Here is a 24,423-nt window from a genome sequence, read left to right on the forward strand (position 1 = left end):
TCTCCCACCCTGCCGCTGGATTGCAGAACTCAGGATCAAAGACATAGTGGCTGGTCATCGCCAGGAACCGCGCGTTTACATCGCGCTTCTTTCCGACACCAACCCGGTCGACGGCTGTCTTCATGTTGTCGTAGACGCCGCGCCCTGGAACACCCTCAAACACCCGGAAGCCATGCCAGTGGGCATCGAACAGCATCTCATGCGTTTGCAGCAGATAGGCCCGCACCAAGAAGGCGCGGCTGTGCGACAGCTTGATATGGGCGACCTGAAGCTTGATGCGCTCGCCGCCAACATAGGCCCAGTCCTCGCTCCAATCGAATTGAAACGCCTCGCCAGGCTGGAACACCAGCGGAACGAAGACCCCGCGGTCAGTCGTGTGATATGCGCGTTGCCGTTCACCCTTCCAGTCCCGCACAAAGGCCGCAACCCGCTCATATGAGCCATCAAAGCCAAGCTGCACCAGATCGGCATGCATCTGCTTGGCAGTCCGCCGCTCCTTGCGTGATTTGCGCTGCTCAGACAGCAACCAGGCTGTCAGCTTCTCAGCATACGGATCCAGCTTGCTCGGCCGGTCCGGTCTCTGAAACTCGGGCTCGACAATCCCAGCCCGCAGATACTTCTTGATCGTGTTGCGAGATACGCCTGTACGCCGCGCAATCTCGCGAATGGGCATCTTGTCTCGCAGCGCCCATTTCCGAATAACCCTCAAAAATCCCATGTCTACCACTCCAATAGCCCCCAGCTGAATCAAGCAGGGGCAAGGTTGCACATGGGTCAATTCTCAATGACAATTTCTGCTGTTGCCGGGTCAGTTCTCAGTGACAATCAACACTCCGCACACTGCATGAGCGGGTAAAGCCCGAACTCCTGCTTGAGCGGGTAGTCGGTGGCCCGCCCGACGACTGGCAGCGGACGCTGATGAACTCCACCTCGGACATCATCATGGTGCTGGCGTCCCGCAGGATCGGCAAATCGACCACCATCGGCGTCATGGCAGGCCAGGAATTATCCAAGCCTGAGCATCAGGTGATCATCCTTTCGAAGACGCTGGCGCAGTCCCAACTGCTGTTCGCCAAGATCGCCTACACATGGGAAAAGATGGCGCTGCCGATTGAAGCCAAACGGCGCACCATGACCGAATTGCACCTGAAAAACGGCTCGTCAGTGGTCTGTGTTCCGGCTGGGCAAGATGGCGAGCAGGCCCGTGGCTACGGCGTCAAGAATGGTCTTCTCCTGTTTGATGAAGCGGCGTTCATCCCAGATGCCGTCTATGGCTCCACACTCAGCATCGCGGAAGATAACGCAAAGACAATTCTGATCACCACACCGGGCGGCAAATCCGGCAAGGCCTATGAGATGTGGTCAGATAGGGAGATGTATCCAGAAGTCGAACGCATCCGGGCCTGCTCTCTCGATCTGCCGCGCATGGCGAAACTCGTCGAGCGTCAGCGAAAGGTGCTGTCCAAATTCGAGTTCGACGTTGAACACGGCCTCAATTGGATGGGCCGTGGCCAGCAGTTTTTCGACTCGGCGGCAATTGCCGCGGCCTTCACAGACACCCCGCAACTTAAATTAGGAGACCTCTATGCAGGGCTTGGTTGAACAGGGCGAGGATTTGATCCTGCCAAACGCGGACCCGGCGGTTGAGATCGTCAAAGGCTATCGCCGGTTCCTCGTGGGCCTCGACATTGCGCAGGCCCAAGACAGAAATGCTTATTCGATCTGTCTGGACGAACGGGTGCCATACTACGATGCGAATGGGCGGCAGGAACTGACCAAGCGCCGCCGTGAGATCGTGCGGGCGGACCATTTGCCCGCTATGTCATACGCTGACCTCGCCATCGTGACCCGGAACCTGATGATGGACCCGTCCATCGCGGGCCGCGCCTACCTTGTTGTGGACGCGTCCGGCGTCGGGCGAGCCTTCTGCGATATTCTGAATGCCAAGTCAGTCCAGCACACCCGCGTTCAGATGGTGGCCGGTGAGAACGAGACAGAATCGAAGGAACGAGGGCGAACTTTCAACAACGTGGGGCGCAACCGGCTCTTGTCGGCGCTGAACTCGGCCATCCATACTGGCGATCTGTCCATCGGCAACTTCGAGGCCCGTGACTTGCTCCGACAAGAGCTTGAGAGCTTCGAGGCCGATGTAGGGTCAAGCGGGCGCGTGAAAATCGAAGGCGGCACAAAGTTCGGTCACGCTGACCTCGCGATTTCTGCTGCCTTAACTCTGTGGCTGTCCGATCACCGCAGCATCGGCGCGCACATTGGTGAGGCCCCGCTGAGGGGCTATTGGTAGATGGCCACCTATATGAGGCCTATGGGAAAATCATGATCCGCTGACCGAAGTTGTCTTATTCTTGCTGCGCCATATTTTTCGGCAAGCCGCTTCTCAAATTCAGGTTCGATGTCGATTGCAAACGAAAACAGACCCCTCATGTAGTAAAAGTTAGTCGGGTCAATGTCTCCTTTTATCCATTTATGGATCAAGGCCTTGACTTCTCTTTTCCGCTCCCGGCCAATCGACAAGGTGTGCTGTGGGGTGATCACCACTCCGGTTATCACTCGGCGATACTTCTTCGAGAGGTAGGCCGTTTTTTGGTGATTTAGCCTAAGACGCAGGTGCGAAATGCCACGCTTATTTTTGACAATCACCTTTTCAATCCCGTCAAGCTGACCGGGTTCGAAGGAGGAAACGAAAAGGTCGTCAGCGTACCGTGTATAGACTAACCCTTTCGCATGGCAGTCTTCGTGCATACGGCGGTCAAACTCAAACATCATGGCATTTGTGATTGCTGGTGAACTCGGCGCACCAATCGTCAACCTGCCATTTCGGCAAACGATGTTTCCTATGAACTCCAGATCACGTTCAGAAAGATCTATGCCTACAGCCTTTGCCTGTTCACCGATATATTGGACTACCCGCGCCTGAGAGAACGAGGGGAAGAAGCTTGCAAAGTCGTAGCGATTGGTAAATTTCGTCTTACGGTGACGCTCGGCATTTTCCCTTATCCCCGTGCCCTTCCGGTAAGCGGTTGCAGATTCATGTAAGGGGAACCGACTGATAAGGGCCCGCACAATCCAACGCTGGATGGCTTTGAGTTCTCGGCTGGGATGCTCGATTACCCTTTCACCGCCCGTCCGTTTGGGGATGGTATAAACTTTGTAGCGGCGGCTTGCACTTTCCGCCAAGCTTACCAGTTTCGCCTCTGGTATTTTGGCAGTCCTACTTAGGAGTTCGATTAACATTTCAAACCCCCACCAAAGCGCTGAACTCAGGGTCTGCGCCAAGATAAGTGGTCGAGATGTCCAACATCAAAACATCTCGGTCAGTCTTTGCGCCATCTTTGATTTTCAGGATCAGGTTTTCCGTCCCGCTGGGCTTGAGGTGACCGTAGTCCCCCACCTCAACAAGACGTCCAGAGCCTACAAGGATTGATACAATTTGCTTTGTTTTGGAGGGCGCAATGTGGCCCGAGAAAAGCCCGGTGAGAATAGATTCAATGTCTTCAACTGTTGCAATCCCAAGCATCGAAACAAGCATCTGTATGAGCGCAAAGAGTTCAAAGCTGTCCATCTCATTGAAGCTCTTGATCTGTAGTGCACGTCGCGTTGAATGAAGCGGTGCTCTGTCAAGAAGACGTTGAGAAACGAGATTGAAGGCGGGGTTGTCGTAGTCAAACTGAATATTTGGCTGAAATTTTGATATGTCTGCAATTTTCTTTGCAGGCCCAATTGAAATAAAGCTGTCCTTTTTCAAGTGGGCAGCGTTGATCACCAGCAGAATCTTCGATGCGATTTCTGGAATGGCGGAGAAATACCCCGTCTCAGCAAGTGACCCCGCAGCTTCTGGGAAGATCACAATGGAATGTGAGAGTTTGCCAATCAGTTCTTCGAAGGTCGTAATGTCAAATGGCTCATTGTCACCCAAAGTCCAGTATTTTCGCATTGCAAACTCAGGCTCGAAAAACTCGTGTCCCGGTAGCAGTTTATCAAACTCACTTTGGAATCTGCGCCGCATATCTGTCGGCTCGCTACCGCCGCAGACAAATACAATATTGCTCTGCCTTGGGATCGTAAATCCATTCTTGAAAAGGTCATAGAGCCGCTTGCGCAGTGACTTATGATCATCACTGCGCAAGGGGTGGTCCATCAACATTCTCTTACTTAAGCGTCCGACTTCGAATGGTTTTGTCGGCGCCGAGGCGAAGACCGGGGCCGACAAAACCATTCGAAGTCGGCGCCCAAAGTCGTTCAATCAAATACAGCCTGGCAAATCACCCGGCATAGAGCGTTTTCGGCTAAAACACCCAGCTAAGAGTAGAGGGAAAGTACCACATGATGGTGGAGTTGCAACAAGATACGGTCACGTAATCCGGAAGAATTTGTGCGGATTCATCTTTGCTTACGCGCTTTGGAAGCGGACAAACGGATCGCACCTGCCTTGTCCACCTCGATTGTCTTGATCTCGTAGCCATCTCCCACTTGCACCAGCGCAAGCGGGTAGGTGCCGGACATGTATTCGCGGTGTTCGGTCAGCGTCTTGTGCTGGCGCTTCAAGGTGTAGTCCTTCACGCCGAACCAGTCCTCAAGGTCTGCAAAGACCTCGGCATCTGTCTTGGTTGCCTTGCCGCGTGCGCGTCCGGCTTTGCCGGGGCTGTCCTCGCGTTCCTCCTGCCGAAGCTGGGCGACACGCTCGACCAATTCGAGCCGTTCAGCATGGGCCTCAAGCGCCGCCTTCAGATCATCCGCCAACCAGCCCTCAAGCAGGGCGTGGCAGTCGGCGTAGCGCCGCCAACGCTTGTCCGCAGGGTCTGTGTTGTGGCTACGCGCCGGGAAGGTGCCTTCCTGTTCAAACAGGAACCCATCCGCAAACCAAGCTAAGAACCCGCGCACGAAATCCGGGTAGTCTCGGCTCGTCTCGTCGCAGAGGTGGATCGCTGCCATGACGTAGTGGGGCAGCGGCTCGAACTCGAAGCGAAGGCGTAGGAAGTCGAGAAAGACCTCCTCGAAACACGCAGTTTGAACTGGCTGTTTTTCCACGGAACTCGCTTTCGGTGACAAAGGGCGTGCCAACAAGGCGTAACCCAAACATCCGAAAGGAAAAACAATGAACTTCCCCGTCAAAAGCTTCTCCTGCGAGTATGTTGACTTCGGCGCAGATGAGGATGGTGATCTTGCCATCACGCTCTATGGAGATTTCCCTGCTGTTGGACAAATGACCGGAGATGAAGCCATGGCTATTGTCAGCAGCGCCAGATTTTTCGAACTGTTCCGCATTGCAGATGAGCAAGCCGCCTTTGGAACGCCGCTTTGGGGCGCTCTCCAACGCGCCAAGCGTGGTGGCACGATAACTGCACAATTCAAAGAGCCTGATGCATCGCCGGTTCACTGACAATGTTGTAGAGTTGTTGCAGAGCCTACGAAAAACGACGAAGGCCGCTCAATCGAGCGGCCTTTATCGTATTGTAATCTCTAGGAGATTTTGGCTCCGGCGGTAGGGATCGAACCTACGACCAATTGATTAACAGTCAACTGCTCTACCGCTGAGCTACGCCGGAACCGTGAGGGTTATGTAGCAACAGATTTCAGGAACGTCTAGAACCTTTCGGCAATTTTCGAGAATTCTTTTTCCTGCACGAAACGGTCTCGGTATCGGGCCTTACTGCGTCTGAAGTGTGGTACTATCATGACCTCATCTGCTTGTATTTGGTTTGGCGGCAAGGGCTTGTCCTTGCTCAGGCTTTCGGCAGTGGTTTCGGCTTGGTCAAGCTATTTCTCCCCAAGAACATTGGACCTGTAAAAGGCAAGAGGATGGCATCTTATTGGCGTTTGCGCCTGGTTTTATCACCACCCTATATCCAGATATTTTAGGCACATGTCTTGGCCTGAGGTCGGCGCTTGGCTGTCGGCATGATGAGGGTTGGGTGTAATTCCGACACGCTAATCGTATATGCGTGCTGGCCAGATCACGACGCTAAAAAATGCCGGTACCAGAATATCAATGTAAAAGCGGGGCCGCCATCTAGACAACAGATTCATTGGGCGGTTATGGCGGTTACTGAAACAGAAGTTCATAAAGCAGCTTATTGCGCTAGGTGAAGCTACCAATCACGCAGGCCTATCCAGGTACTCTTAGACGGATTAATGAACTGGCTGCTTAGGGGCTTGCTGGCGGCGATATGCTTCATCGGATGATATATTCACCCCTGTATCCTGTGGACCCACACGGTATGATATTGCATGTGTGATCGTGTTAAGGCGGGAGGTGCCAGGCTGGTCCCGTCTCATTTGCCCGCCCTTTTGCTGAACAGGCTCTACATAAATTCGGAGGCGTTCTTGGGGGTGCAGGCTAGGCGCGCTTAGCTGCTGCGGTCTTGGCCTCTCTGGTGTTCTGCGTGCCTGTGTTTTAAATGGACCTGCAATAGGGGAACGATCTTGACGCCAGACATCCTGTGGACCTGTGTTTTCTCGAGGTGGACACCTAAAATCGGTGATCCGACGGTAATGGGATGGGTGACTGTCGCAGGGTATCTTTTGGCGGCCGTCCTCGCGGCGCTGGTCTTCAGGAAGCAAACCGCCAGACAGCGTATTTTCTGGCTGATTCTCGCGATGATCCTGTTTGCGCTGACGATCAACAAACAGCTTGATCTACAGTCTGCATTGACGGCGACGGGACGCTGCATAGCCAAGGCCCAAGGCTGGTATGCGGACCGCCGACCATTCCAAGTAAAATTTATCATGGGGATTGTGGCAACCAGCGCTTTGATTTCAATAGCCCTGACATGGGCGATGCGGCGAGAGCTTCGCGATATGTGGCTGGCGTTGCTCGGGCTTGTCTTTTTGCTTTCGTTCGTCGCCATCCGTGCGGCCGGGTTCCACCATTTTGACCAGCTGATCGGCTATCAGATCAACAGTATTCGTATGAATTGGGTGATGGAACTGGGTGGTATTGCAATGATCGCGGCGAATGCGCTTTATCGGTTGTTGCGCACCCCCAGAAAAATGGTCGCGTCCCATCAAAGCGTTTGAATGCTTTGCGCGGGCTCGCGGCAGATTGACAACAAGAGGGACAGTCGGACCATGCCAGATCACAAGTGCGTTTCAACAATCGTGTTCGACGTCAATGAAACCTTGCTCGACCTGACGACGCTGGCCCCCTTCTTTGAGCGGCTTTTCGGCGATGCGCATGTGATGCGCGAATGGTTTGCAGAGCTTATTCTCTATTCCCAAACACTGACGCTGTCGGGGCGATATACACCCTTTGCCGAACTGGCCGGCGGGGTATTGCGAATGGTTGCCGCGAACAAACGGGTAGCACTCCATGAGGATGATATCTCTGGGCTGAAATCGCTTATCGGTTCCATGCCTGCCCATGACGATGTGATCCCGGCCTTGAACAAATTGCGCAGCGCGGGTTTCCGTTTGGTGACCCTGACGAATTCTGCGCCGTCCCCGTCGCCGACACTGCTTGAAAAAGCCGGTATCGCGGGGCTTTTTGACCATCATTTCAGCGTGGCCGAGGTGGGTAAGTATAAGCCCCATCCCGAAGCCTACCGGCTGGTGGCGGAGAAATTGGGTGTGGAGACGTCAGAGCTGTGCATGCTGGCCTGTCACGTTTGGGATACCATCGGGGCGCAGGCTGTGGGGTATCGGGGCGCGTTCCTTGCCCGGCCCCATAACAGCGTGCTGAACCTCCCCGATGTTCCGCAACCTAATTTTGTCTCGGATAATCTCTCCGATCTTGCGGATCAGATCATCGCCGCGGGGTCGCCCCGCCCCTAGACCGGCTCTCCGATATTGGCCATCATCGCGCGCAGGGCCGCATCGATTTCCCTTGTGCCCGCACTTGCGGCAGTCTCCAACACCTTGGAAATGCTGGGCGATGCTTCGGCCCCTGTGACCCGCGCAATCGGTTGATCGAGCCAGTCGAATACGCGGCGTTGCAGGGCATCGGCCAACCAGCCCCCATAAGAGGTGCCCTGCGCGCCCTGTTCCACGATCAGCACATTGTTGGTCTTGCGAATGGAGCCCTCAATCGTTTCCCAATCCAGCGAGGCACGGTCGAGGCTGCGCAGGTCGATAACCTCGGCATCGAGCCCCAAATTTTCTACCACTTGGCGGGTTTTCTCAACCATGGCGAGGTAGGTCAGGATGGTCATCTTTGTACCCGGCCGCACGATACGCGCCTTGCCCAGCGGGATGATATAGTCGAAATCATCGACCGGCGCGGTGCCTTTGGCGTTATAAAGTTCCACATGCTCCAACACCAAAACCGGATCACGACACAGCAGCGCCGCGTTCATCAGGCCAACGTAATCAAAGGGGGTTGAGGGCGCGACGATGCGCCAGCCGGGGGCCGTGGCAAAAATCCCCGCCGGATCCATTGAGTGCTGTGATCCATAGCCGGTGCCAATCGCGACCTTGGTGCGCAGGACCAATGGCATATCGGCATCGCCGCCAAACATATGACGGAACTTGCCGATCTGGTTAAAGACCTGATCGGCGGCAACCCACATGAAATCGGGGTACATGAATTCGATCACAGGGCGCACACGGCCATCGGCGGCCATACCCGCCGCGATGCCGGTAAAGGCGTTCTCGCTGATGGGGGTGCCAAGAGTGCGGATCGGGAAAGCCTCGGCCAGCCCGCGTGTCGCGCCATTGGTGCCCCCCTTGAGGCGGTGTACATCCTCCCCCATCACCACGATGCGGTCGTCCTGTTCCATCCGGCGGTGCATGACATCGGCCACGGTATCGACAAATCGTGCCTCTTGCAGCGCGCCTTTGAAACTGGCCTCTTCGGCGGTGCGCACACCTTGGAATTCCGAAAGATCACCGCGCAGGCCCGCATCGCGGAAGCTTTCTTCGGGCCAAAGGGCGGGGATGATGCGGGGGCGACCCTCATGCATCTCGATCAGCTCTCCGGCGACATCCTCCATCAGCGCGACCGAACGATTGCGCAGCGCGGTGACGGCGTCCTCTCCCAACACTTGCCGGTCCATGAGGTTGCGCGCCATTGCCTCCAGCGGATCGCGGGCGCGCCATGCGGCCTCCTCGGCCTTGTCGCGGTAACCAAAGGCACTGCCCGGCAGCGCACCGTTCTGGTGGAAATAGCGGTAAAGATCGGCCTCGATCACGGTCGGCCCATTGCCACCGCGCATGATCTCATTCGCCGCCAGCGAGGCATGATAGACCGCGACCGGATCCATTCCGTCAACTTTGAAGGCGGGGATGCCAAATGCCAGACCCCGCGATGACAGGCGTGGCTCGGCGGTCGATTCCTCAACCTTGGTGGAAACGGCATAGCGGTTGTTTTCAATGAAGAAACAGATCGGCAGCTTCCACGCCGCCGCGATATTCATCGTCTCCAACACCGACCCGATATTGGTCGCGCCATCACCGAAATAGCTGTAAACCACGCGGTCCGTACCTGCGTTGCGATGCGCCCAAGCGGCCCCCGCCGCCATTGGCACACCGCCGCCCACGATTGCATTGGTGCCAAGGTTTCCGGCCTCTTCCCAACGCAGGTGCATAGAGCCGCCGCGCCCGCGACAAAACCCCTGCGCAAGGCCCATGATCTCGGCCATGGTGCGTTTGGACAGGTCGCGGATGTCGCCGGAAAATTCATCGGTGGCGGAAATGGTCTTGGCCACATGGCGCAAAGATTTCGCCAGAAACTGGTGGTGCGCGCGGTGCGATCCATTGACCTGATCGCCGTCGCCCAACGTCATGGCCGACCCTACGGCACCGCCCTCTTGGCCGACCGCACTATGGGCGGGACCGTGGACCAGTTGCTTGCCTGCAAGGTCCAGCACCTTTTCCTCAAAGGCGCGGATCAGGTGCATTTGTGCAAGGATGGTGCCGCCGGTCTCGGGGTCGATGGCATTGCGGTCGGCATCGGTGACGATGATTTCGCGCCAAGGGGCAAGGGGGGGGATATCGCGGAATTCGGGCATGTTCTTGGTCCTTTGTTGTCAGGCAACCATATAGAGGCCACCATTGACCTGAATCGTTTCACCGTTGACAAAGCTGGCAGCATCCGAGGCAAGAAAGGCGGCAACGCTTGCCACCTCTTGCGGTTGGCCAAGACGGGCAAGCGGCGTGAGTTTGAAGGTTTCCTCGGCGCGGGTTTTGACAAAATCACCGATCATGGGGGTCTCGATGATGCCCGGCGCGATGGCGTTACAGCGGATGTTTGGTGCCAGTTCGCGTGTCAGGCTGCGCATCAGCGCCCCCACGGCCCCTTTGGCGGCGGCGTAATGGGCGTTTGTCTGCGCGCCACGATGCGGTGCAAGCGAGGTCAGAAACACAAGCGCGCCCCCCGGTTTCAGATGCGGCACCGCACGGCGGCAGATATAGAAAACACCGTCGAGGTTGATCGCCATCAGGCGGCGCCAATCCTCATCTGTCATCTCGGCAAAGGGCTGTGCGGGGTAAATGCCCGCGCCGGGGATCAGGAAATCGATCCCGCCAAAACGATCCGCAGCCCGATCAACCAAGGCCTGCGCGTCATCGGCACTGGCGGCGTCCCCTGCAAGGGTCGCAATGCGCGCCCCGCCCAATTCATCCGCCAATGCGGTCAGCGCCCCCTCATCCCGATCCCCCAAGACGAGATTGGCCCCCGAGCGGTGGAATAGTTGCGCGATAGAGCGCCCGATACCGCCCGCCGCCCCGGTCAACAGCAAGGTGCGCCCTGTGAAATCAAATGTCGCGCTCATGTCCTAAAACCCCCGTGCAAGAAATCCGCCATCCGAAAGATGCGCGTGTCCGGTGATGAACACCGCCGCATCCGAGGCGAGATAGACGGCCATTTCGGCCACTTCCTCGGGGGTGCCCATACGGCCCTGCGGGGTGCGTTTTTCAATGGCGTCGAGGTCCAGCTTGCCTTGGGCGATCAGCTCTTTGGTCAGATCACTGCGGATATAGCCGGGACAGATCGCATTGACGCGAATGCCATGGGCGGCCCATTCATCGGCCAGCACCTCGGTCAGGGAAATCACCCCCGCCTTGGAGGCACAATAGGCCGCCCGATTGGCCGAGGCCGCCAGTCCCCACATCGAGGCCGTGTTCAAAATCACACCGCCTCCACCCGCGATCATAAGCTGTGCCGCGGCCTGCGCGCAGATAAAGGCACCCGTCAGGTTCACATCAAGCGCGCGCCGCCAGTCGGCCAGCGACAGGTTGATGCTGGGCTGGTTCATCGAGATTCCCGCATTGGTCAGCAAGATATCAAGGCTGCCATAAGCATTCTTGCAGGTCGCACAGGCGGCAGCGACATCGGCCTCATCGGTGACCGAGCCTTGATAGGTTTCCACCCTTGCATCGGGATAGGCCGCACGCAGGCGAGTCGCCGCCGATACCAGTGCATCCCCGTCCATGTCCATCAGCAACAGATGCGCGCCGTGGCGGGCGAATGCCTCGGCCATCGCATAACCGATACCCTTGGCCCCGCCGGTATTGAGCACCGTACGGCCGGCAAGGCCGGGATAGGTTGCAGGCGCAAATTTTCGTGTCATATCAAAGCCTTTCTAGCGTGCATCGCGCAGGATCAAATCAGCGCCCTTTTCCGCGATCATGAAAACCGCCGCTTGGGTGTTGCCCGACACAATCGTCGGCATGATAGAGGCATCGACCACCCGCAGCCCGTCCACACCGCGAACCCGTAGCGCCGGATCGGTGACCGAGGCCGCGTCACTCCCCATCCGGCAGGTGCCGCTGGCGTGATAGATCGTCTGACCGTTCGCCCGCGCGAATTGTAGCCAGTCGTCATCGCTCTGGCAGGCCTCTCCGGGGCTGATCTCGGGACCGCGGAAGGCGTCCATCGGGGCTTGACCCACCACATCGCGCGTCATCTTCATGCCGTCGACCATGGCGCGGCGGTCCTCGGGAGTGGCAAGGAAATTGGGGCAAATCACCGGGGGCGCTTCAATCGTCGGCGCGGATATATGCACCGTTCCGCGCGATTCTGGTCGCAGTTGCGTGACCCCGATCGTCATGCCGGGGCGCTTGTCCAATTTACGCTCGGCGGCATTGGCGTAACTGGCATGCATAAAGAATAGCTGTACATCCGGCCCCAGAATATCGGGCCGTGTGCGCATGAAACCATGCACAAGGCCGGTGCCATAGGTCAGAATGCCCTTCCGCGTCAGCGCATATTGCAGCACCGATTTGACCAAGGACACCCCGCGTGTCATCTCGTTGAGCGTGACAGGCTGGGTCACGCGCCAGTTCATGCGGGTACAGAAATGGTCGATGTAATTCGCACCGACCCCCGGCGCGGCATGGACCACCTCGATCCCCGCAGGGCGCAGAATGTCGGGATCACCGATCCCCGACAGCTCAAGCAATTGCGGCGAATGGAACGCCCCCGCTGCAAGGATCACCTCGGCGGTGCAGTGGATCTTGCGGGTCACCCCGTTCTGGCGCAGCTCGACCCCTGTCGCGCGGCCGCCCTCCAGTAGGATGCGGCGGGCCTGTGCGTCGGTCAGGATGGTCAGGTTGGGACGCCCCCGGACCGGATCCAGATAGGCGGCGGCGGCGCTGACACGGCGGCCATTCTTTTGGTTGACCTGATAATAGCCGAAACCATCCTGCGTCTGGCCGTTATAGTCGTCATTCTCGGGGTGGCCCGCCGCCTTTGCCGCCTCGATAAAGGCGCGCCCGATTGCAGGACGCTCTTTGACTGTGGTCAGGGGCAAGGGGCCGCCGCGCGCGCGCAAATCGCCCTTGGCCTCGTCGTAATCCTCGATCTTCTTGAAAAAGGGCAGCACATCGTCGAATGACCAGCCGGTGCAGCCGCGCTGTGCCCAGCCATCGAAATCCTGCGGCTGCCCGCGCACATAGATCATCCCATTGATCAGGGTCGATCCGCCCAGCCCCTTGCCCTTGGGAATAGAGATCACGCGGTTCAGGGTCGCCTCTTCGGGCTGGCTGGTCAGCCGCCAGTTATGGCGCGGATTGGTCAGGAGTTTTGAAAAGCCGGCCGGGATATCGACCCAATGGCTCTGGCCCTTACGGCCCGCTTCGATCAGGGCGACGGTGTATTTGCCCGAGGCGCTCAGCCGGTTGGCGAGGACACAGCCCGCATTGCCGCCGCCGACGATGATATAGTCGAATCTGTCAGTCATGAAGGGGTACCACTTTGCCAGGGTTCATCACGCCCATCGGGTCGAGCGCGCGTTTGATCCGGTTTGTCAGGTCATGTTCGGGCGGGCTGGCCAGCCGTGCCCATTCGGCGGTGCGATACTGCCCCAGCCCATGTTCCGCCGAGATCGAGCCGTTATACCGTGTCACCATATCATGCACTGCGGTATTGACGCGGGCGGTATCCACCTTGGCGACATTCATCACATTGTAGTGCAGGTTGCCGTCGCCCAGATGGCCAAAGATATTGAGCCGCGCCTCTGGCACCATGCTGTGCAGCATTTCGCCGGTCTCTTGCAGGAAATCCGCGATCTCGGGGATCGGCACCGACACATCATGCTTGATCGCACCGCCTGCCTTGCCCTCAGCCTCGGTCAGGCTTTCGCGCAGGGACCACAGCGCATCGGCCTGCGCCCCGGATTCCGCCAGAACGCCATCTGTGGCCCAGCCTTCCTCGAACGCGGCCTCCAACAGGGTTTCCATTGCGGCGCGCAGGCCCGGCAGGGATGATCCCGCCTCGATCAGCAGATACCAATCGGCCCCCTGAACCGGCGCCTCTTGGCCCATATGTGTCGCCACAAGGGCAAACCCGCCCCCCGAGATCAGCTCAAACGCCGAGAGCGCCTCGCCGATTTCGTCCTGCGCACGGGCATAAAGGTGTATGGCGGCGGCGATATCGGGCACAGAAATCAGCGCGGTTGTGCGGTGACGCGGCAGGGGCACAAGGCGTAAAACGGCGGCGGTGATGATGCCAAGGCTGCCCTCAGAGCCGATGAAAAGCTGTTTGAGGTCATATCCCGCGTTATCCTTGCGCAGATGGCGCAAGCGACACAGCACTTGCCCGTCCGGCAGCACCACCTCCAGCCCCAGAACCAACCCGCGCGTCATACCATAGCGCAGCACATCAACGCCGCCTGCATTTGTCGCAACCAGCCCGCCGATCCGGGCAGAGCCTTCGGCGGCAAGGCTGATGGGCAAAAGACGGTTTTGCGCCGCCGCGGCCTCTTTTGCGGTTTGCAGGATCACGCCTGCCTCCATCTCGGCGGTCATGCCGATGGGGTCGATGCGGCGGATGGCCGTCATCCGGTCCAATGAGATCACCACCTGACGGCCGCTGTCATCGGGCGTGGCCCCGCCGGCAAGGCCGGTATTGCCCCCCTGCGGCACGATACCCACACCGGCCCCTGCGCAGGCCGCGACGGATTTCGCGACTTCGACCGTATTGGCGGGGCGCAGCACGCAAAGCGGCCGGCCATGGAACATATCGCGCCAGTCACTGGCATAACCCGTCATATCCGCGCCGGTCAGCACCGCGCCATCACCGCAAATACTGCGCAGCATTTCCAGCAAAGAGGCCGCATCCTGCATCAGAGCGCACCCATGAAATCAGCCATAAGGCGCGCCTGAGATTGCAACATTGGCAGGCCCGGATGGGTGGTGGCACCGGCCGTTTCGGCGGCCGCCAGAAGGGGGGTGATGGCAGGCTCCATAATCGCCTCGGCCACGATCTGATCCTTGTGCAACTGGGTTGTATCCAGTGGCAAGGCATCGCCTTTCCGCATACCAAGAGAGGTCGCGTTGACCACCAGATCAGCCCCCGCCACAGCGCTGGCATCGGTCGAAAGAACAAGCTTCGGATAGGCGCGCCCCACGGCATCCGCAAGATCGCGCGCGCGCGCCTCGGTGCGGTTGGCGATGGTAAGCGCGGCCACCCCCGCCTCGGCCAAGGCAAAGGCGATGGCGCTGGCCGCCCCGCCGGCACCGGCAAGGATAACCTTCATACCTTCGGGATCATGCCCCGCGCCGCGCAACCCCTCGACAAAGCCGATGCCATCGAGGATCGCACCGGTCAGCTTGCCATTTGCATCGCGGCGGATGCAGTTGACGGCGCCAACCATACGCGCCTGATCGGTCAGATCATCGCAAAGCGCGGGGATGACCGTTTTATGCGGAACGGTGACGATGACGCCCGAAAGGCTTTGGATCTGGCGCAAACCATTGACGGCTTCGGCCAGCCCTTCGGGGGCGACATGCAGCGGCACCAGCACACCGTCATGGCCAATCTCGGCAAAAAGGGCGTTCATCACCTGCGGAGTTTTAACGTGGTGAATGGGGTCGGCAAGAATGCCGTATACGCGGGTGTTTCCTGTAATTTCGTTCATGTCATTGCCTTATATCTGTCCGAGGCCGTGCCTCACGTCATGTAAAGCCCGCCGGCCACATCAATGGTTTGCCCGGTAACAAAGCTGGATTCGCTGGAGGTCAGCCAAAGCGCGGTATCGGCAACCTCGGCAGGTTGGCCAAGCCGCGCCATCGGTGTCAGGCGGATCTGTTCGTCATTGGCCGCCTGTCCTGCGCCTGCGACCATTGGCGTCTCAATACGGCCGGGGGCCAGCGCGTTGACGCGGATGCCAAAGGGGCCGAGTTCGGCCGCGAGGTGGATGGTGAACCCGACGATGGCCGATTTCGTGGCGGCGTAATGGCTGGCCACGATGGGGGAATGGGTCTTGCCCGCGACCGAGGACATATTGACGATCCAGCCACGCCCCGCATCGCGCATCGCAGGGGTCAGCGCGCGGATGGTGTTAAAGCTGCCGTTCAGGTTCACATCAACAACCCGCCGCCATTCGGCAGGGTCCATCTGCCAGACGCCATGCGGTTTGCCGCCATGTTTGGGCGAGATACCGGCGTTATTGATAACTGTGTCAAAGGGCGTACCCAGATCGCGGCCCGCCTTGGCCAATGTGCTCTCGACGGCGTCCCAATCGGCGACATCAAGCGGCAATGGCACAGCCCGCCCAAGGCCCGCTTGGGCGATCAGGGCGGATGTTTCGGCAATGGCATCGGCGTTCATATCCGCGACACCGACAACAGCCCCGCGCCGGGCAAACCCAAGCGCGATGGCGCGGCCGATCCCGTTGCCCGCGCCGGTCACCAGAACATGACGGCCGGCATGGCTGGGGCGTGTGTCCAGCGCTTCGGGGGTAATCTCGTGACGTTCCATACTCTATATCCCCAAGTAAGCCTTACGCACATGCGGGTTTTCCAACAGCGCGTCGGCATCATCCGTCAGGACAACCTCACCGTTTTCCAGCACATAGCCGCGGTCGGCGGCCTTGAGCGTGTGAAAGACGTTTTGCTCTACGATCAACACGGTCGCGCCGGTCTTTACGATGCTGTCAATTACGTCGAACACCTGGCTTACGATGATCGGCGCAAGGCCCAGGGATGGCTCGTCGAACATCAACAGACGCGGTTTGGCCATCAGGCCGCGCGCGATGGCCACCATCTGTTGCTCACCCCCCGAAAGGGAGTTGGCCTTTTGCTCCAGCCGTTCCTCGACCCGGGGGAAAAGGGCAAGCACCTCATCCATCAGCTGTGATTGGCTGGCCTGTGCACCCTTGCGGTAGGCCCCCATCAACAGGTTTTCGCGCACCGTCATATCGGGAAACAGTTGCCGCCCTTCGGGGATCATGGTGATGCCCAGCTCTACGGTCTCATGAGAGCTGAGCTTGGTGATGTCCTTTCCGTCGAAACGGATCGTACCCGCCGAGGGCTTGAGCAGCCCCGAGATGGTGCGCAGGGTCGTGGTCTTGCCCGCCCCATTGGCGCCGACGATGGTGACAACCTCACCCTCGGTTACGGTCAGGGAGACATCTTGCAAGATTGTGGTCTGGCCGTAGCCTGAATGGATTCCGCTCAGCTCAAGCATGGGTAAACTCCTTGCCCAGATAGGCTTCGATCACTTGGGGGTCTTCGACCACAGTTCTTGGCTTGCCCTCGGCGATAACCTCACCGGAACTGAGCACGATCACATGGTCCGAAAGCGACATGACGGCCTGCATCACATGCTCGATCGCGATGATAGACACACCCTCGTCGCGGATCGACAGCATCAGGTCGATGGCGCGGCGCACGTCGGATTGGTTGATGCCGGCCATAACCTCATCCAGCAACAGCACGCGCGGTTCCATCGCCATAACGCGGGCGACCTCCAGCCGTTTAAGGCCACCGATGGTCAGGGAGGATGCCTCGGCGTGAAGATATGGCCCCAGCCCCATCTTTTCGGCGGTGCGCCGTGCCGCCGCCCGTGCATCATCGACATGCGGATAGCGGTGGAAGGCACCGACCATGATGTTTTCCTCAACCGTCATCGCGGCAAAGGGTTGCACGATCTGAAAGGTCCGCCCGACACCCAAGGTTGCGAAATCGGCAGGGTTGGTGGGGGAATGCCATTTGCCATCCGGTCCCTTGACCTCAACCGTGCCGCTGTCGGCCTCCAGAAAGCCCGAGATCATGTTGAACAGCGTGGTCTTGCCCGCGCCGTTGGGACCGATCAGGCCGAGGATCTCGCCCTCACGCAGGGTAAAGGACACGTCATTGGTCACATGCAGACCGCCGAAATGTTTGTTGAGGTTGCGCACGCGCACGATCTCTTCGCCCGGCTCTGGCGGGGTGAATGTGCGCGTCTCCTCAGGGGTGGCGACCTCGGCGGCTTGCGTGCCGGAGGTAGCTTCACGCGCAGAGAACCAGCGCCCGACAAGCCCCATCAGACCATTGGGAACAAAGATCACGACCAGCACCAGAACCGCGCCATAAACGAAACCGTGCAGGCCGATCGCCTCGGCCCCCAAGGCACCGCGCGCAAATTCCGTCAGCGGTACCAGAAGAACCGCCCCCAACAGCGGTCCAAAGACCGTGCCGAGCCCGCCGATCAGCGCGAACATCGCGATCTGGATCGAGAAGGACAGGGAGAAGGCGGACTCCGGCTCAATAAAGGTCAGATACATGCCGTGGAATGTGCCCATCATCGCCGTCAAAGCAGCTGAGATGGCGACCGCAAACAGGCGGACCTTGACCGTGCCAACACCGGCAGCGCGGGCAGCGGATTCACGTTCGCGGGTGGCAACCAGTTGGAAACCAAGACGGTGTGAGCGGATCCACCAAGCCACCGCAAGGATGAAACACATCATGCCAAAAGCGATGATAAGCGCGGGCAGACGTTCGCGGAACACCATCCACTCCCAGCCGATATTCAAGGGGATCATCATGCCCGTCGCCCCGCCGGTGAAATCACGGAAATGCAGGGCGAGAACGCGGAACACCTCCAAAAGGGCGATGGTCGACAGGGCAAAGAACGGCCCGTGCAGACGGAAACATGGATAGCTGATGATGGCGGCAACCGCGGCCGCGATGGCCGCACCGGCAAACATGCCGATCCAGGGAGAGATGCCGATATTGGTCAGCATAATGCCGACATAGGCGCCGATCCCGTAAAAGATCGCATGGCCCAGTGACAGCTGTCCGGCGAATCCGCCGACGATGTTCCAGGCGGTGGACAGGCCCGCAAAGATGCAGATCGTGATAAAGATGTGATAGACAAACTGGTCATCCACCACCACCGGCGTGATGAAGATGGCGGCCAGCAATGCGGCCAATGCGATGGCGCCGGTGGTGCGTTTGACGGTTTTTGCGTTTGGGGTATTGGTTTGATCTGTCATGATACATGCGACAGCTTCAGTCGCCCTCCGAACAGGCCCTGCGGACGCAGGATCAGAATAAGAAGAAAGACACCGAACACCGCAACTTCGCGCATGTCAGAGCCGATGTAGAACCCCGAAAGGCTGTCGATCAGGCCGATAATCATCGCCCCGAGGAACGCCCCCCCGATAGAGCCGAGCCCCCCGAGAACCACGACGACAAAGGCCGTCAGCACGAAATAGGTCCCGATCCCCGGCGAGGTCGGGTAAAGCGGTGCCACGAGGCAGGCGGCAAGCCCGACACAAGCGGCGCCAAGACCAAAGGTGATCATGTAGACGCGGCTGACGTTGATGCCCATCAGCTGGGCTGCGGCGCGGTTTTGGGCCACGGCGCGAATGCCCCGCCCCGAGCGTGTCCGTTGCAGGAAAAAGTGCAAGCCGATGACCAATGCGGTGGCAACGCCGAACATGACGATCTGGCCGACCAGCATACGGATTGGCCCGATCTCGATCGCGGTGCGCAAACCATAGGCGGGCGTGGTGGCGATATCGGCCCCGAAAAGCAGCAGCGCAAGGTTGATCAGCGCGGTTGAAAGGCCAACAGTGGCGAAAATCTGGATGTCATGGTTGCGTGCCGACATAAGCGGCTCGATTAACAGTTTTTGCGTCAGCATCCCCAGCACGAAAAGCAAGGGCACCACCGCGGCAACCGCAGCATAGGGGTGCAGGCCCAGCTTGGTGCTGATCAGGAATGTGGCATACATGCCGATCATCAGAAACTCGCCATGGGCGAAGTTCACCACCTTCACGATGCCAAAAATAAGCGTCAGACCAACGCTGGTGATGGCAAAAAGCCCCCCCAGCAACAGGCCGTTCACCACGACTTGAAGAAACACATCCATCGACTTTCCCACTTTGTCCAGAAAGCGGGCGGCCCGGTCAGGCCCGCCCTGATTACCCCCGCTAGGGGATCACTTAGCCCGAGATCAGTTCCGGCTGCGCAGCTCGGCCGCGGCGGCATCGTCTGGGTAAACGGTCACCAATTTGCCGTCCTGCCATTGCAGGCCCATCATGCGGGCGCGCTCATTCTGGTTGTTTTCTCCGAATTTCACACCATAGCCCGCAGCGGTTGTGCCCTCGGGGATGTCGATGGCCGAAACCGCCTCGATGATCGTATCCGCGTCAAAACCGTCAGCCTCGTTCAGCGATTGCAGCACCGCCATCGCGCCAACATAGTTGGTCAGCGAGTGGCCCGAACGTGGCTCGGTGCCGTATTTTTCCTGATAGGCCGCGAGGAAATCGTCGATGCCGGGCGTAAATTCCTTGTTCACGACGTATTGCGTGAAGTCGGCATTCAACACACCATCGATGATGTCATGGCCCACTGCGTCGGCTGTTGGCTGGGTGGAATAGCCGCCACCGCCACCGATGATCGCCAATGGGGCAAAGCCTGCCTCATGCGACTGCTGCAAAAACAGCACCGAGTCATTCTGGTAAGAGGTTTGCAACACAACGTCGATCTCACGCTGCTTGAGATCCAGTACGATAGAGGACATATCAACCGTCGAGGCCGGATAGGCCAGGCTTGTCACGATATTCAGCCCGGCCGCCGCACCAAGGCGCTGTTCGTGGCCTGAAACCGAGGTGCCATAGCTGCTGTCTTCGTAGATGATGCCGATTTTCAAATCACCCGGCGCCTTGCCTGCGGCAGGGGCGACCTTATCGACGATCATATTGATGATGGTGTCGGCCATATCCTCGGCGGTCGGGTTGACACGGAACAGATATTGCAACCCGCGGCCGGTCACCTCATCGGCCACGGCGCCCAGCTCAAAATAGGGGATGCCCGACAGTTCGGCCACCTGACTTGCGGCGATGGAACGGGACGAAGAATAAGAGCCGAAGATCGCCTTGACGCCCTCGCGGGAAATCAGGCGGCGGGCCTCACCGATGGCTTGGTTGTTGTCCACCGCGTCGCCGCGTTCCAGCACGATCTGCTCTCCCTGCACGCCACCGGATGCGTTGATTTCATCCACTGCCAGTTCAAGCCCGCGCGCGGATTCCTCGCCCAAAAGCGCAAGCTGGCCGCTGAACGGGTAAAGCGCGCCAAAGGTCACATCGGCATAGGCCGCCTGAGCGCCCAGAATGGCGCCAGCCGCCGCTGTCATTTTAAGAACATTGGTCAATTTCATTGGATTTTCCTCCCTTGGATTTCGTATGGGCAAGCGGCGATCCTCTGCGCCGCCAACCTTGGTCAATCAATCATGGTCAAAACGATCTTGCCCACATGGCCGCCGCTATCCATCCGTGCATGTGCCTTGCGCACCTCATCGAGGGGGTAGCTGCTGTCGATCACTGGCTTTGCGATGCCTTTGGCCAAAATTGGCAAGACGTGTTCTTCTAGGGCGCGGGCCAGTTCTGCCTTCATCTCAACCGGGCGGGCACGCAGGGTGGAGCCTGTCCACGTCAGCCGTTTGGTCAAAAGCTGGAGCATGTTAAGTTCGGCCTTTGGCGGTTTTTGGAATGCGATCTGTGCGATGCGCCCGTCGATGGCCACCGCCTCGATATTGCGCTGCATGTATTCGCCGCCGACCATATCGAGGATAACCTCTGGACCTTTGCCATCGGTCGCCTTTCTGGCCTCGGTCACGAAATCGCTTGTTTTGTAGTTGATGGCCACATCAGCACCATTGGCCTTGGCGGCCTCGCATTTTGCGTCACTGCCGCAGGTCACGATCACACGTGACCCAAGCGCCTTGGCCAAAAGGATCGTCGTCGTGCCAATGCCCGAGGTGCCACCATGAAGCAAGATTGTCTCACCTTTTTTCAGACCCGCACGTTGGAACACATTGGACCACACGGTGAAATAGGTTTCGGGAAAGGCACCTGCCTCAAGCATGCTCATACCATCGGGGACGGGCAATGCGTTTGTTTCATGGACGGCGCAATATTCGGCATAGCCGCCGCTGGGTACCAAGCCCATGACACGGTCACCCACTGCAAAACGGGTCACGCCTTCGCCCAATGCCTCGACGACACCGGCCATTTCCAGACCGAGGATGTCGGATGCACCGGGCGGCGGCGGATAGTTGCCCTCGCGCTGCATCACATCGGGGCGGTTGATGCCTGCGGCATGGACCCGCACCAGAACCTGACCGGGCGCTGGGCTGGGTCGCGCCAGCGTCATCACATCCAGCACTTCGGGACCACCCGCGCCACTGGCCATGACGGCTTTCATCATATCACTCATCCTGATCTCCTCCCTGATAGCATCGCGGCGGGGCGATACGCCTGTGCCCCCTCCATAGAGCAACAGACACCCTGCAAACCCTTGGCTTTGTTACGCTTTGATCTCGCTTTGTCGCGAATCTATGCGTAATATCTAGCTATGGTCGCGAATGCGTTATTTGTTATAACAAGAATAAACAGGGGGGATACGCAATTGTCAACGCGGAGTTTGAAAAAGGATATGGAAACAGAAGGCGACCATGATTGGGTCAGCCCGATTGCCAAGGAAAACTTGGGCGATCGCGCCTATTTCGCGCTGCGCGCGGCCTTGATGGGGGGGCAGCTTAAACCGGGTGAAAAGCTGCGATTGCGGCCCATGTCCAAACGATTCGGAATCAGTGCGACCCCGATGCGAGAGGCATTTTTGCGCCTTGTGTCGCTGGAGGTGCTGACCTTGGATGCGCGGGGCACAGCGATGGTGCCAGAGTTGACTCGTGACCAGCTCCTCGAGATCCGTAACATCCGTGTTGACCTTGAGGGTCGCGCCGCCGCCGCCGCCGCAACCTTTGCCAAAAACGAGGATATCGCAGCGCTGGAGACCATGCATAGTGCGCTTTCGCGTGCCTTTGAGGCGGGGAATTATGCGAAGGCGATTGATCTGAACACCCGGTTTCACCTGCATCTGTGTCGTATGGGAGAAATGCCGATTCTGCTGGAAATCGTTGAGAACCTCTGGCTGCGCTGTGGCCCTTTGCTGTCCCATCTTTACGACCGCGGCAATCCCTTTGACGGGACTCACCCGCATCTGACGGTTATCGAAGGGCTTCGACAGCGCGATCCCGTGATGACCAGAGGTGCGATTTGTCATGATATCGAGCATGGCGGGCAGGGGTTATTGCATCGGGCAAAAAAGGTGCAGGGAAAGGATTAGACCTGCCCTTTACTGCGTGATGTGCAATACCTGCTATGGCTTGACAGCAAAAGACCGGCCTGCCCTGAAGATTTTATCATGTGTTAATAAAGAACTATAAATATACTCGACATTCCAAAAGCCAACCAATCAACACTCCAACACAAACCTGTATAAAGCCTATTATAGACGTTGGACACGAAAAAAGCCGCCTGAATGGGCGACTTGAATGAAGTTGAGCTCTATTTTTATTTCGTTCTCCTAGGCCCAAGACCCCTTAATTTACTTGAGGCTACCTGTCACATCCCGGCAGGTAATATGGCTGTTTCTTGAACAGCTGTGGCTTGGGTTTGCGCCAGTCCTTCATCGCCTGCAAGGGCGGCTTGCTGCCGAGGGCTGACGGCAGGATCTGTTGATTGTAGAGCCAGACATAGCAATGCAGCGTCTTCTCCAGTTCTTCGCCTGACCGTCGCGCAGGGTTCCCACACCATGCCGATGCAGGCGCCGGTCCAGGCCCGGGCGCGAGACATTCGGGTTCAAGAATTCCTGCACCATCGCCAGCAGGCCATCCAGTGAGACCAGCAGCGTCTTTCGCAGGGCCACGGCAGCTACCTCCTTCGCAGGCGTCAGGGTCGTTTGCAGCCGATGCGGCGCATGGCTGCGGTCCTCAACACTGTCGCGCTGACGCCATTTGTAGATCGTCTGCGATGTCATTTCGAAACAATCGGCAAGCACCGTCCCGACCTCGTCGCCTGCTTGGGAAGATGGATCGGCATGCCCGTGCCCCCTCCCGAATGGCCCCCAGGACCGATCTTGCCATGAACAGCGCAGATCGCCCAAAATAAACGTGATTATACGGGATTGAACATCTGTCTGATCTGCATGATCCAAACTCCCAAATTGAGGGGTTCTATAAGCAACCTTTACTGGCTGAACAAAGAACAGACGGCGCGGCTTCGGGCTTGTTTTCCGAAGAGCTGCGGTGTTCTGCTTGTAGATGACCTGTGCGTTCTGAGCGGTATTATCTTCATCAATCACAATGGCTTGCGCTGGTGTGATGCACCTAACGCTCTACGACCGTTTGAAAAGATGGCGTGACATAGGTGCGTTCGCACGGATCATGACGGGGCTGGCTGCGACCTCACTTCAGCCAACAAAAGCGCAGTGAACTGGCTGAGCTCGTCAGGGTCTTTCGGCAGGGTTTTGTCGACGTTCAGCATGGTCAAATCACGGCAAAACAACAGCCCAACGGGAATCCCGCACGTGCGTGTATTGCTGATTTATCCCGCCTTAAGTGGCGTCCAGCTGCGTTGCGGCAGACGCCAATCGATCCCTTCCAACAGCATCGCCAACTGGGCTGCGGTCAGGGCGGTCTTGCCCTCTTTTGCCGATGGCCACACAAACCGACCCTTCCCAAGCCGCGTGCTGAACAGGCAGCCACCTTGTCCGTTCCACCAAATGATTTTAATGAGATCGCCGCGCCGACCACGGAAGACAAACAGATGGCCGGTGAATGGATCCTGCTTCAGCATTTGGTCGGCCTGTGCCGCCAGCGTCGTGAACCCGCGCCGCATGTCGGTCACACCGGCAGCTGGCCAGACCCGCGTGTTTGCCGGAACCGGGATCATACAGACAGACCTCGGATGAGCCGGGCCAGTG

At 58.5% G+C, this 24,423-nt stretch carries 23 protein-coding genes, 1 tRNA gene and 2 pseudogenes; 7 read left to right on the forward strand and 19 right to left on the reverse strand.

The annotated features are described in order from the left end of the window. A partial coding sequence (istA, locus tag AKU94_RS05085) for an IS21 family transposase (protein WP_157056426.1) occupies positions 1–718 on the reverse strand: 718 nt, incomplete at its 3' end. Positions 719–918: 200 nt separating this feature from the next. Here istA and AKU94_RS05090 point away from each other — a divergent pair. Both AKU94_RS05090 and AKU94_RS05095 read left to right on the forward strand, forming a co-directional pair. Next, complete coding sequence (locus tag AKU94_RS05090) at positions 919–1,602, forward strand: terminase large subunit domain-containing protein (protein WP_050526250.1); 684 nt, start codon at positions 919–921, stop codon at positions 1,600–1,602. Further along, positions 1,586–2,299, forward strand: a complete 714-nt coding sequence (locus AKU94_RS05095) for a hypothetical protein (protein WP_050526251.1) — start codon at positions 1,586–1,588, stop codon at positions 2,297–2,299. Before AKU94_RS05090 ends, AKU94_RS05095 begins: the two co-directional genes overlap by 17 nt. Positions 2,300–2,307: 8 nt before the next feature. Here AKU94_RS05095 and AKU94_RS05100 read toward each other — a convergent pair whose 3' ends face one another. The 3 genes from AKU94_RS05100 to AKU94_RS05110 all read right to left on the reverse strand — a co-directional run bounded on the left by AKU94_RS05100 (position 2,308) and on the right by AKU94_RS05110 (position 5,043). Beyond that, positions 2,308–3,249, reverse strand: a complete 942-nt coding sequence (locus AKU94_RS05100; RefSeq protein ID WP_050526252.1) for a retron St85 family RNA-directed DNA polymerase — start codon at positions 3,247–3,249, stop codon at positions 2,308–2,310. 1 nt (position 3,250) lies between these two features. Then, a complete protein-coding gene (locus AKU94_RS05105) occupies positions 3,251–4,153 on the reverse strand; it encodes a retron St85 family effector protein (RefSeq protein WP_157056427.1) in 903 nt (300 codons plus the stop codon). A 242-nt stretch (positions 4,154–4,395) separates the two neighbouring features. Further along, positions 4,396–5,043, reverse strand: a complete 648-nt coding sequence (locus AKU94_RS05110; protein ID WP_050526254.1) for a hypothetical protein — start codon at positions 5,041–5,043, stop codon at positions 4,396–4,398. Between the two features lie 67 nt (positions 5,044–5,110). On the opposite strand from AKU94_RS05110, the gene AKU94_RS05115 reads away from it, so the two are divergent. Beyond that, on the forward strand, positions 5,111–5,395 hold the full coding sequence (locus tag AKU94_RS05115) for a hypothetical protein (protein ID WP_050526255.1): 285 nt from the start codon (positions 5,111–5,113) through the stop codon (positions 5,393–5,395). Positions 5,396–5,486: 91 nt separating this feature from the next. Here AKU94_RS05115 and AKU94_RS05120 read toward each other — a convergent pair. Beyond that, positions 5,487–5,561, reverse strand: a tRNA-Asn gene (locus AKU94_RS05120). Positions 5,562–6,438: 877 nt separating this feature from the next. Between AKU94_RS05120 and AKU94_RS05125 the strand changes: the two genes are divergently transcribed. After that, positions 6,439–7,032, forward strand: coding sequence for an isopropylmalate isomerase (locus AKU94_RS05125; protein ID WP_232295689.1), 594 nt, complete (start codon positions 6,439–6,441; stop codon positions 7,030–7,032). A 51-nt stretch (positions 7,033–7,083) separates the two neighbouring features. Beyond that, on the forward strand, positions 7,084–7,785 hold the full coding sequence (locus tag AKU94_RS05130; protein WP_050526271.1) for a haloacid dehalogenase type II: 702 nt from the start codon (positions 7,084–7,086) through the stop codon (positions 7,783–7,785). Here AKU94_RS05130 and AKU94_RS05135 read toward each other — a convergent pair. The 12 genes from AKU94_RS05135 to AKU94_RS05190 form a co-directional block, all read right to left on the reverse strand. Beyond that, entirely contained in the window at positions 7,782–9,959 is a 2,178-nt protein-coding gene (locus tag AKU94_RS05135; RefSeq protein WP_050526257.1) for an alpha-ketoacid dehydrogenase subunit alpha/beta, read from the reverse strand. The genes AKU94_RS05130 and AKU94_RS05135 overlap by 4 nt on opposite strands. Positions 9,960–9,977: 18 nt before the next feature. Next, on the reverse strand, positions 9,978–10,721 hold the full coding sequence (locus tag AKU94_RS05140) for an SDR family NAD(P)-dependent oxidoreductase (protein ID WP_050526258.1): 744 nt from the start codon (positions 10,719–10,721) through the stop codon (positions 9,978–9,980). 3 nt (positions 10,722–10,724) lie between these two features. After that, the gene (locus tag AKU94_RS05145; protein WP_050526259.1) at positions 10,725–11,519 is read right to left on the reverse strand and encodes an SDR family NAD(P)-dependent oxidoreductase; all 795 of its coding nucleotides are present in this window, start codon (positions 11,517–11,519) and stop codon (positions 10,725–10,727) included. A gap of 12 nt (positions 11,520–11,531) precedes the next feature. Continuing rightward, positions 11,532–13,130, reverse strand: a complete 1,599-nt coding sequence (locus AKU94_RS05150; RefSeq protein ID WP_050526260.1) for a GMC family oxidoreductase — start codon at positions 13,128–13,130, stop codon at positions 11,532–11,534. Next, complete coding sequence (locus AKU94_RS05155; RefSeq protein ID WP_050526261.1) at positions 13,123–14,514, reverse strand: FAD-binding oxidoreductase; 1,392 nt, start codon at positions 14,512–14,514, stop codon at positions 13,123–13,125. Before AKU94_RS05155 ends, AKU94_RS05150 begins: the two co-directional genes overlap by 8 nt. Next, the gene (locus tag AKU94_RS05160; RefSeq protein ID WP_050526262.1) at positions 14,514–15,308 is read right to left on the reverse strand and encodes a shikimate dehydrogenase family protein; all 795 of its coding nucleotides are present in this window, start codon (positions 15,306–15,308) and stop codon (positions 14,514–14,516) included. The genes AKU94_RS05155 and AKU94_RS05160 overlap by 1 nt, the downstream gene beginning before the upstream one ends. A 32-nt stretch (positions 15,309–15,340) precedes the next feature. Next, positions 15,341–16,150 (reverse strand): 3-oxoacyl-ACP reductase FabG, encoded by an 810-nt coding sequence (gene fabG, locus AKU94_RS05165; protein ID WP_050526263.1) that lies wholly within the window; start codon positions 16,148–16,150, stop codon positions 15,341–15,343. Between the two features lie 3 nt (positions 16,151–16,153). After that, a complete protein-coding gene (locus AKU94_RS05170) occupies positions 16,154–16,858 on the reverse strand; it encodes an ABC transporter ATP-binding protein (protein WP_050526264.1) in 705 nt (234 codons plus the stop codon). After that, the gene (locus AKU94_RS05175; protein WP_050526265.1) at positions 16,851–18,647 is read right to left on the reverse strand and encodes a branched-chain amino acid ABC transporter ATP-binding protein/permease; all 1,797 of its coding nucleotides are present in this window, start codon (positions 18,645–18,647) and stop codon (positions 16,851–16,853) included. The genes AKU94_RS05170 and AKU94_RS05175 overlap by 8 nt, the downstream gene beginning before the upstream one ends. Beyond that, a complete protein-coding gene (locus AKU94_RS05180) occupies positions 18,644–19,528 on the reverse strand; it encodes a branched-chain amino acid ABC transporter permease (RefSeq protein ID WP_050526266.1) in 885 nt (294 codons plus the stop codon). The genes AKU94_RS05175 and AKU94_RS05180 overlap by 4 nt, the downstream gene beginning before the upstream one ends. 84 nt (positions 19,529–19,612) lie before the next feature. Then, complete coding sequence (locus tag AKU94_RS05185) at positions 19,613–20,818, reverse strand: ABC transporter substrate-binding protein (protein ID WP_050526267.1); 1,206 nt, start codon at positions 20,816–20,818, stop codon at positions 19,613–19,615. 62 nt (positions 20,819–20,880) lie between these two features. Beyond that, positions 20,881–21,876: an NAD(P)H-quinone oxidoreductase gene (locus AKU94_RS05190; protein WP_050526268.1), complete on the reverse strand. Its 996-nt coding sequence runs from the start codon at positions 21,874–21,876 to the stop codon at positions 20,881–20,883. 219 nt (positions 21,877–22,095) lie between these two features. On the opposite strand from AKU94_RS05190, the gene AKU94_RS05195 reads away from it, so the two are divergent. Continuing rightward, the gene (locus tag AKU94_RS05195; RefSeq protein WP_050526269.1) at positions 22,096–22,785 is read left to right on the forward strand and encodes a GntR family transcriptional regulator; all 690 of its coding nucleotides are present in this window, start codon (positions 22,096–22,098) and stop codon (positions 22,783–22,785) included. 426 nt (positions 22,786–23,211) lie between these two features. Here the strand turns inward: AKU94_RS05195 and AKU94_RS19050 are convergent. Further along, positions 23,212–23,595, reverse strand: a pseudogene (locus tag AKU94_RS19050) (hypothetical protein); the annotation flags it as partial. A gap of 81 nt (positions 23,596–23,676) precedes the next feature. On the opposite strand from AKU94_RS19050, the pseudogene AKU94_RS19055 reads away from it, so the two are divergent. Further along, a pseudogene (locus AKU94_RS19055) lies at positions 23,677–23,902 on the forward strand (IS5/IS1182 family transposase); the annotation flags it as partial. A 142-nt stretch (positions 23,903–24,044) separates the two neighbouring features. On the opposite strand, the gene tnpB reads toward AKU94_RS19055, so the two are convergent. Beyond that, positions 24,045–24,392 carry an IS66 family insertion sequence element accessory protein TnpB gene (gene tnpB / locus AKU94_RS05205; RefSeq protein ID WP_050526270.1) on the reverse strand — a complete coding sequence of 116 codons (348 nt, stop codon included), beginning with the start codon at positions 24,390–24,392 and terminating at the stop codon, positions 24,045–24,047. Positions 24,393–24,423 lie beyond the last annotated feature (31 nt).

The organism is Pseudorhodobacter aquimaris, assembly GCF_001202025.1.
Lineage (GTDB): Bacteria > Pseudomonadota > Alphaproteobacteria > Rhodobacterales > Rhodobacteraceae > Pseudorhodobacter > Pseudorhodobacter aquimaris.

Excerpts from the sequence above, each read along its gene's own strand:
- AKU94_RS05090 (WP_050526250.1), top strand. The coding sequence starts at position 919 with ATGAACTCCACCTCGGACATCATCATGGTGCTGGCGTCCCGCAGGATC.
- AKU94_RS05095 (WP_050526251.1), top strand. The coding sequence starts at position 1,586 with ATGCAGGGCTTGGTTGAACAGGGCGAGGATTTGATCCTGCCAAACGCG.
- AKU94_RS05100 (WP_050526252.1), bottom strand. The coding sequence starts at position 3,249 with ATGTTAATCGAACTCCTAAGTAGGACTGCCAAAATACCAGAGGCGAAA.
- AKU94_RS05105 (WP_157056427.1), bottom strand. The coding sequence starts at position 4,153 with ATGGACCACCCCTTGCGCAGTGATGATCATAAGTCACTGCGCAAGCGG.
- AKU94_RS05115 (WP_050526255.1), top strand. The coding sequence starts at position 5,111 with ATGAACTTCCCCGTCAAAAGCTTCTCCTGCGAGTATGTTGACTTCGGC.
- AKU94_RS05130 (WP_050526271.1), top strand. The coding sequence starts at position 7,084 with ATGCCAGATCACAAGTGCGTTTCAACAATCGTGTTCGACGTCAATGAA.
- AKU94_RS05135 (WP_050526257.1), bottom strand. The coding sequence starts at position 9,959 with ATGCCCGAATTCCGCGATATCCCCCCCCTTGCCCCTTGGCGCGAAATC.
- AKU94_RS05140 (WP_050526258.1), bottom strand. The coding sequence starts at position 10,721 with ATGAGCGCGACATTTGATTTCACAGGGCGCACCTTGCTGTTGACCGGG.
- AKU94_RS05145 (WP_050526259.1), bottom strand. The coding sequence starts at position 11,519 with ATGACACGAAAATTTGCGCCTGCAACCTATCCCGGCCTTGCCGGCCGT.
- AKU94_RS05150 (WP_050526260.1), bottom strand. The coding sequence starts at position 13,130 with ATGACTGACAGATTCGACTATATCATCGTCGGCGGCGGCAATGCGGGC.
- AKU94_RS05155 (WP_050526261.1), bottom strand. The coding sequence starts at position 14,514 with ATGCAGGATGCGGCCTCTTTGCTGGAAATGCTGCGCAGTATTTGCGGT.
- AKU94_RS05160 (WP_050526262.1), bottom strand. The coding sequence starts at position 15,308 with ATGAACGAAATTACAGGAAACACCCGCGTATACGGCATTCTTGCCGAC.
- fabG (WP_050526263.1), bottom strand. The coding sequence starts at position 16,150 with ATGGAACGTCACGAGATTACCCCCGAAGCGCTGGACACACGCCCCAGC.
- AKU94_RS05170 (WP_050526264.1), bottom strand. The coding sequence starts at position 16,858 with ATGCTTGAGCTGAGCGGAATCCATTCAGGCTACGGCCAGACCACAATC.
- AKU94_RS05175 (WP_050526265.1), bottom strand. The coding sequence starts at position 18,647 with ATGACAGATCAAACCAATACCCCAAACGCAAAAACCGTCAAACGCACC.
- AKU94_RS05180 (WP_050526266.1), bottom strand. The coding sequence starts at position 19,528 with ATGGATGTGTTTCTTCAAGTCGTGGTGAACGGCCTGTTGCTGGGGGGG.
- AKU94_RS05185 (WP_050526267.1), bottom strand. The coding sequence starts at position 20,818 with ATGAAATTGACCAATGTTCTTAAAATGACAGCGGCGGCTGGCGCCATT.
- AKU94_RS05190 (WP_050526268.1), bottom strand. The coding sequence starts at position 21,876 with ATGAGTGATATGATGAAAGCCGTCATGGCCAGTGGCGCGGGTGGTCCC.
- AKU94_RS05195 (WP_050526269.1), top strand. The coding sequence starts at position 22,096 with ATGGAAACAGAAGGCGACCATGATTGGGTCAGCCCGATTGCCAAGGAA.
- tnpB (WP_050526270.1), bottom strand. The coding sequence starts at position 24,392 with ATGATCCCGGTTCCGGCAAACACGCGGGTCTGGCCAGCTGCCGGTGTG.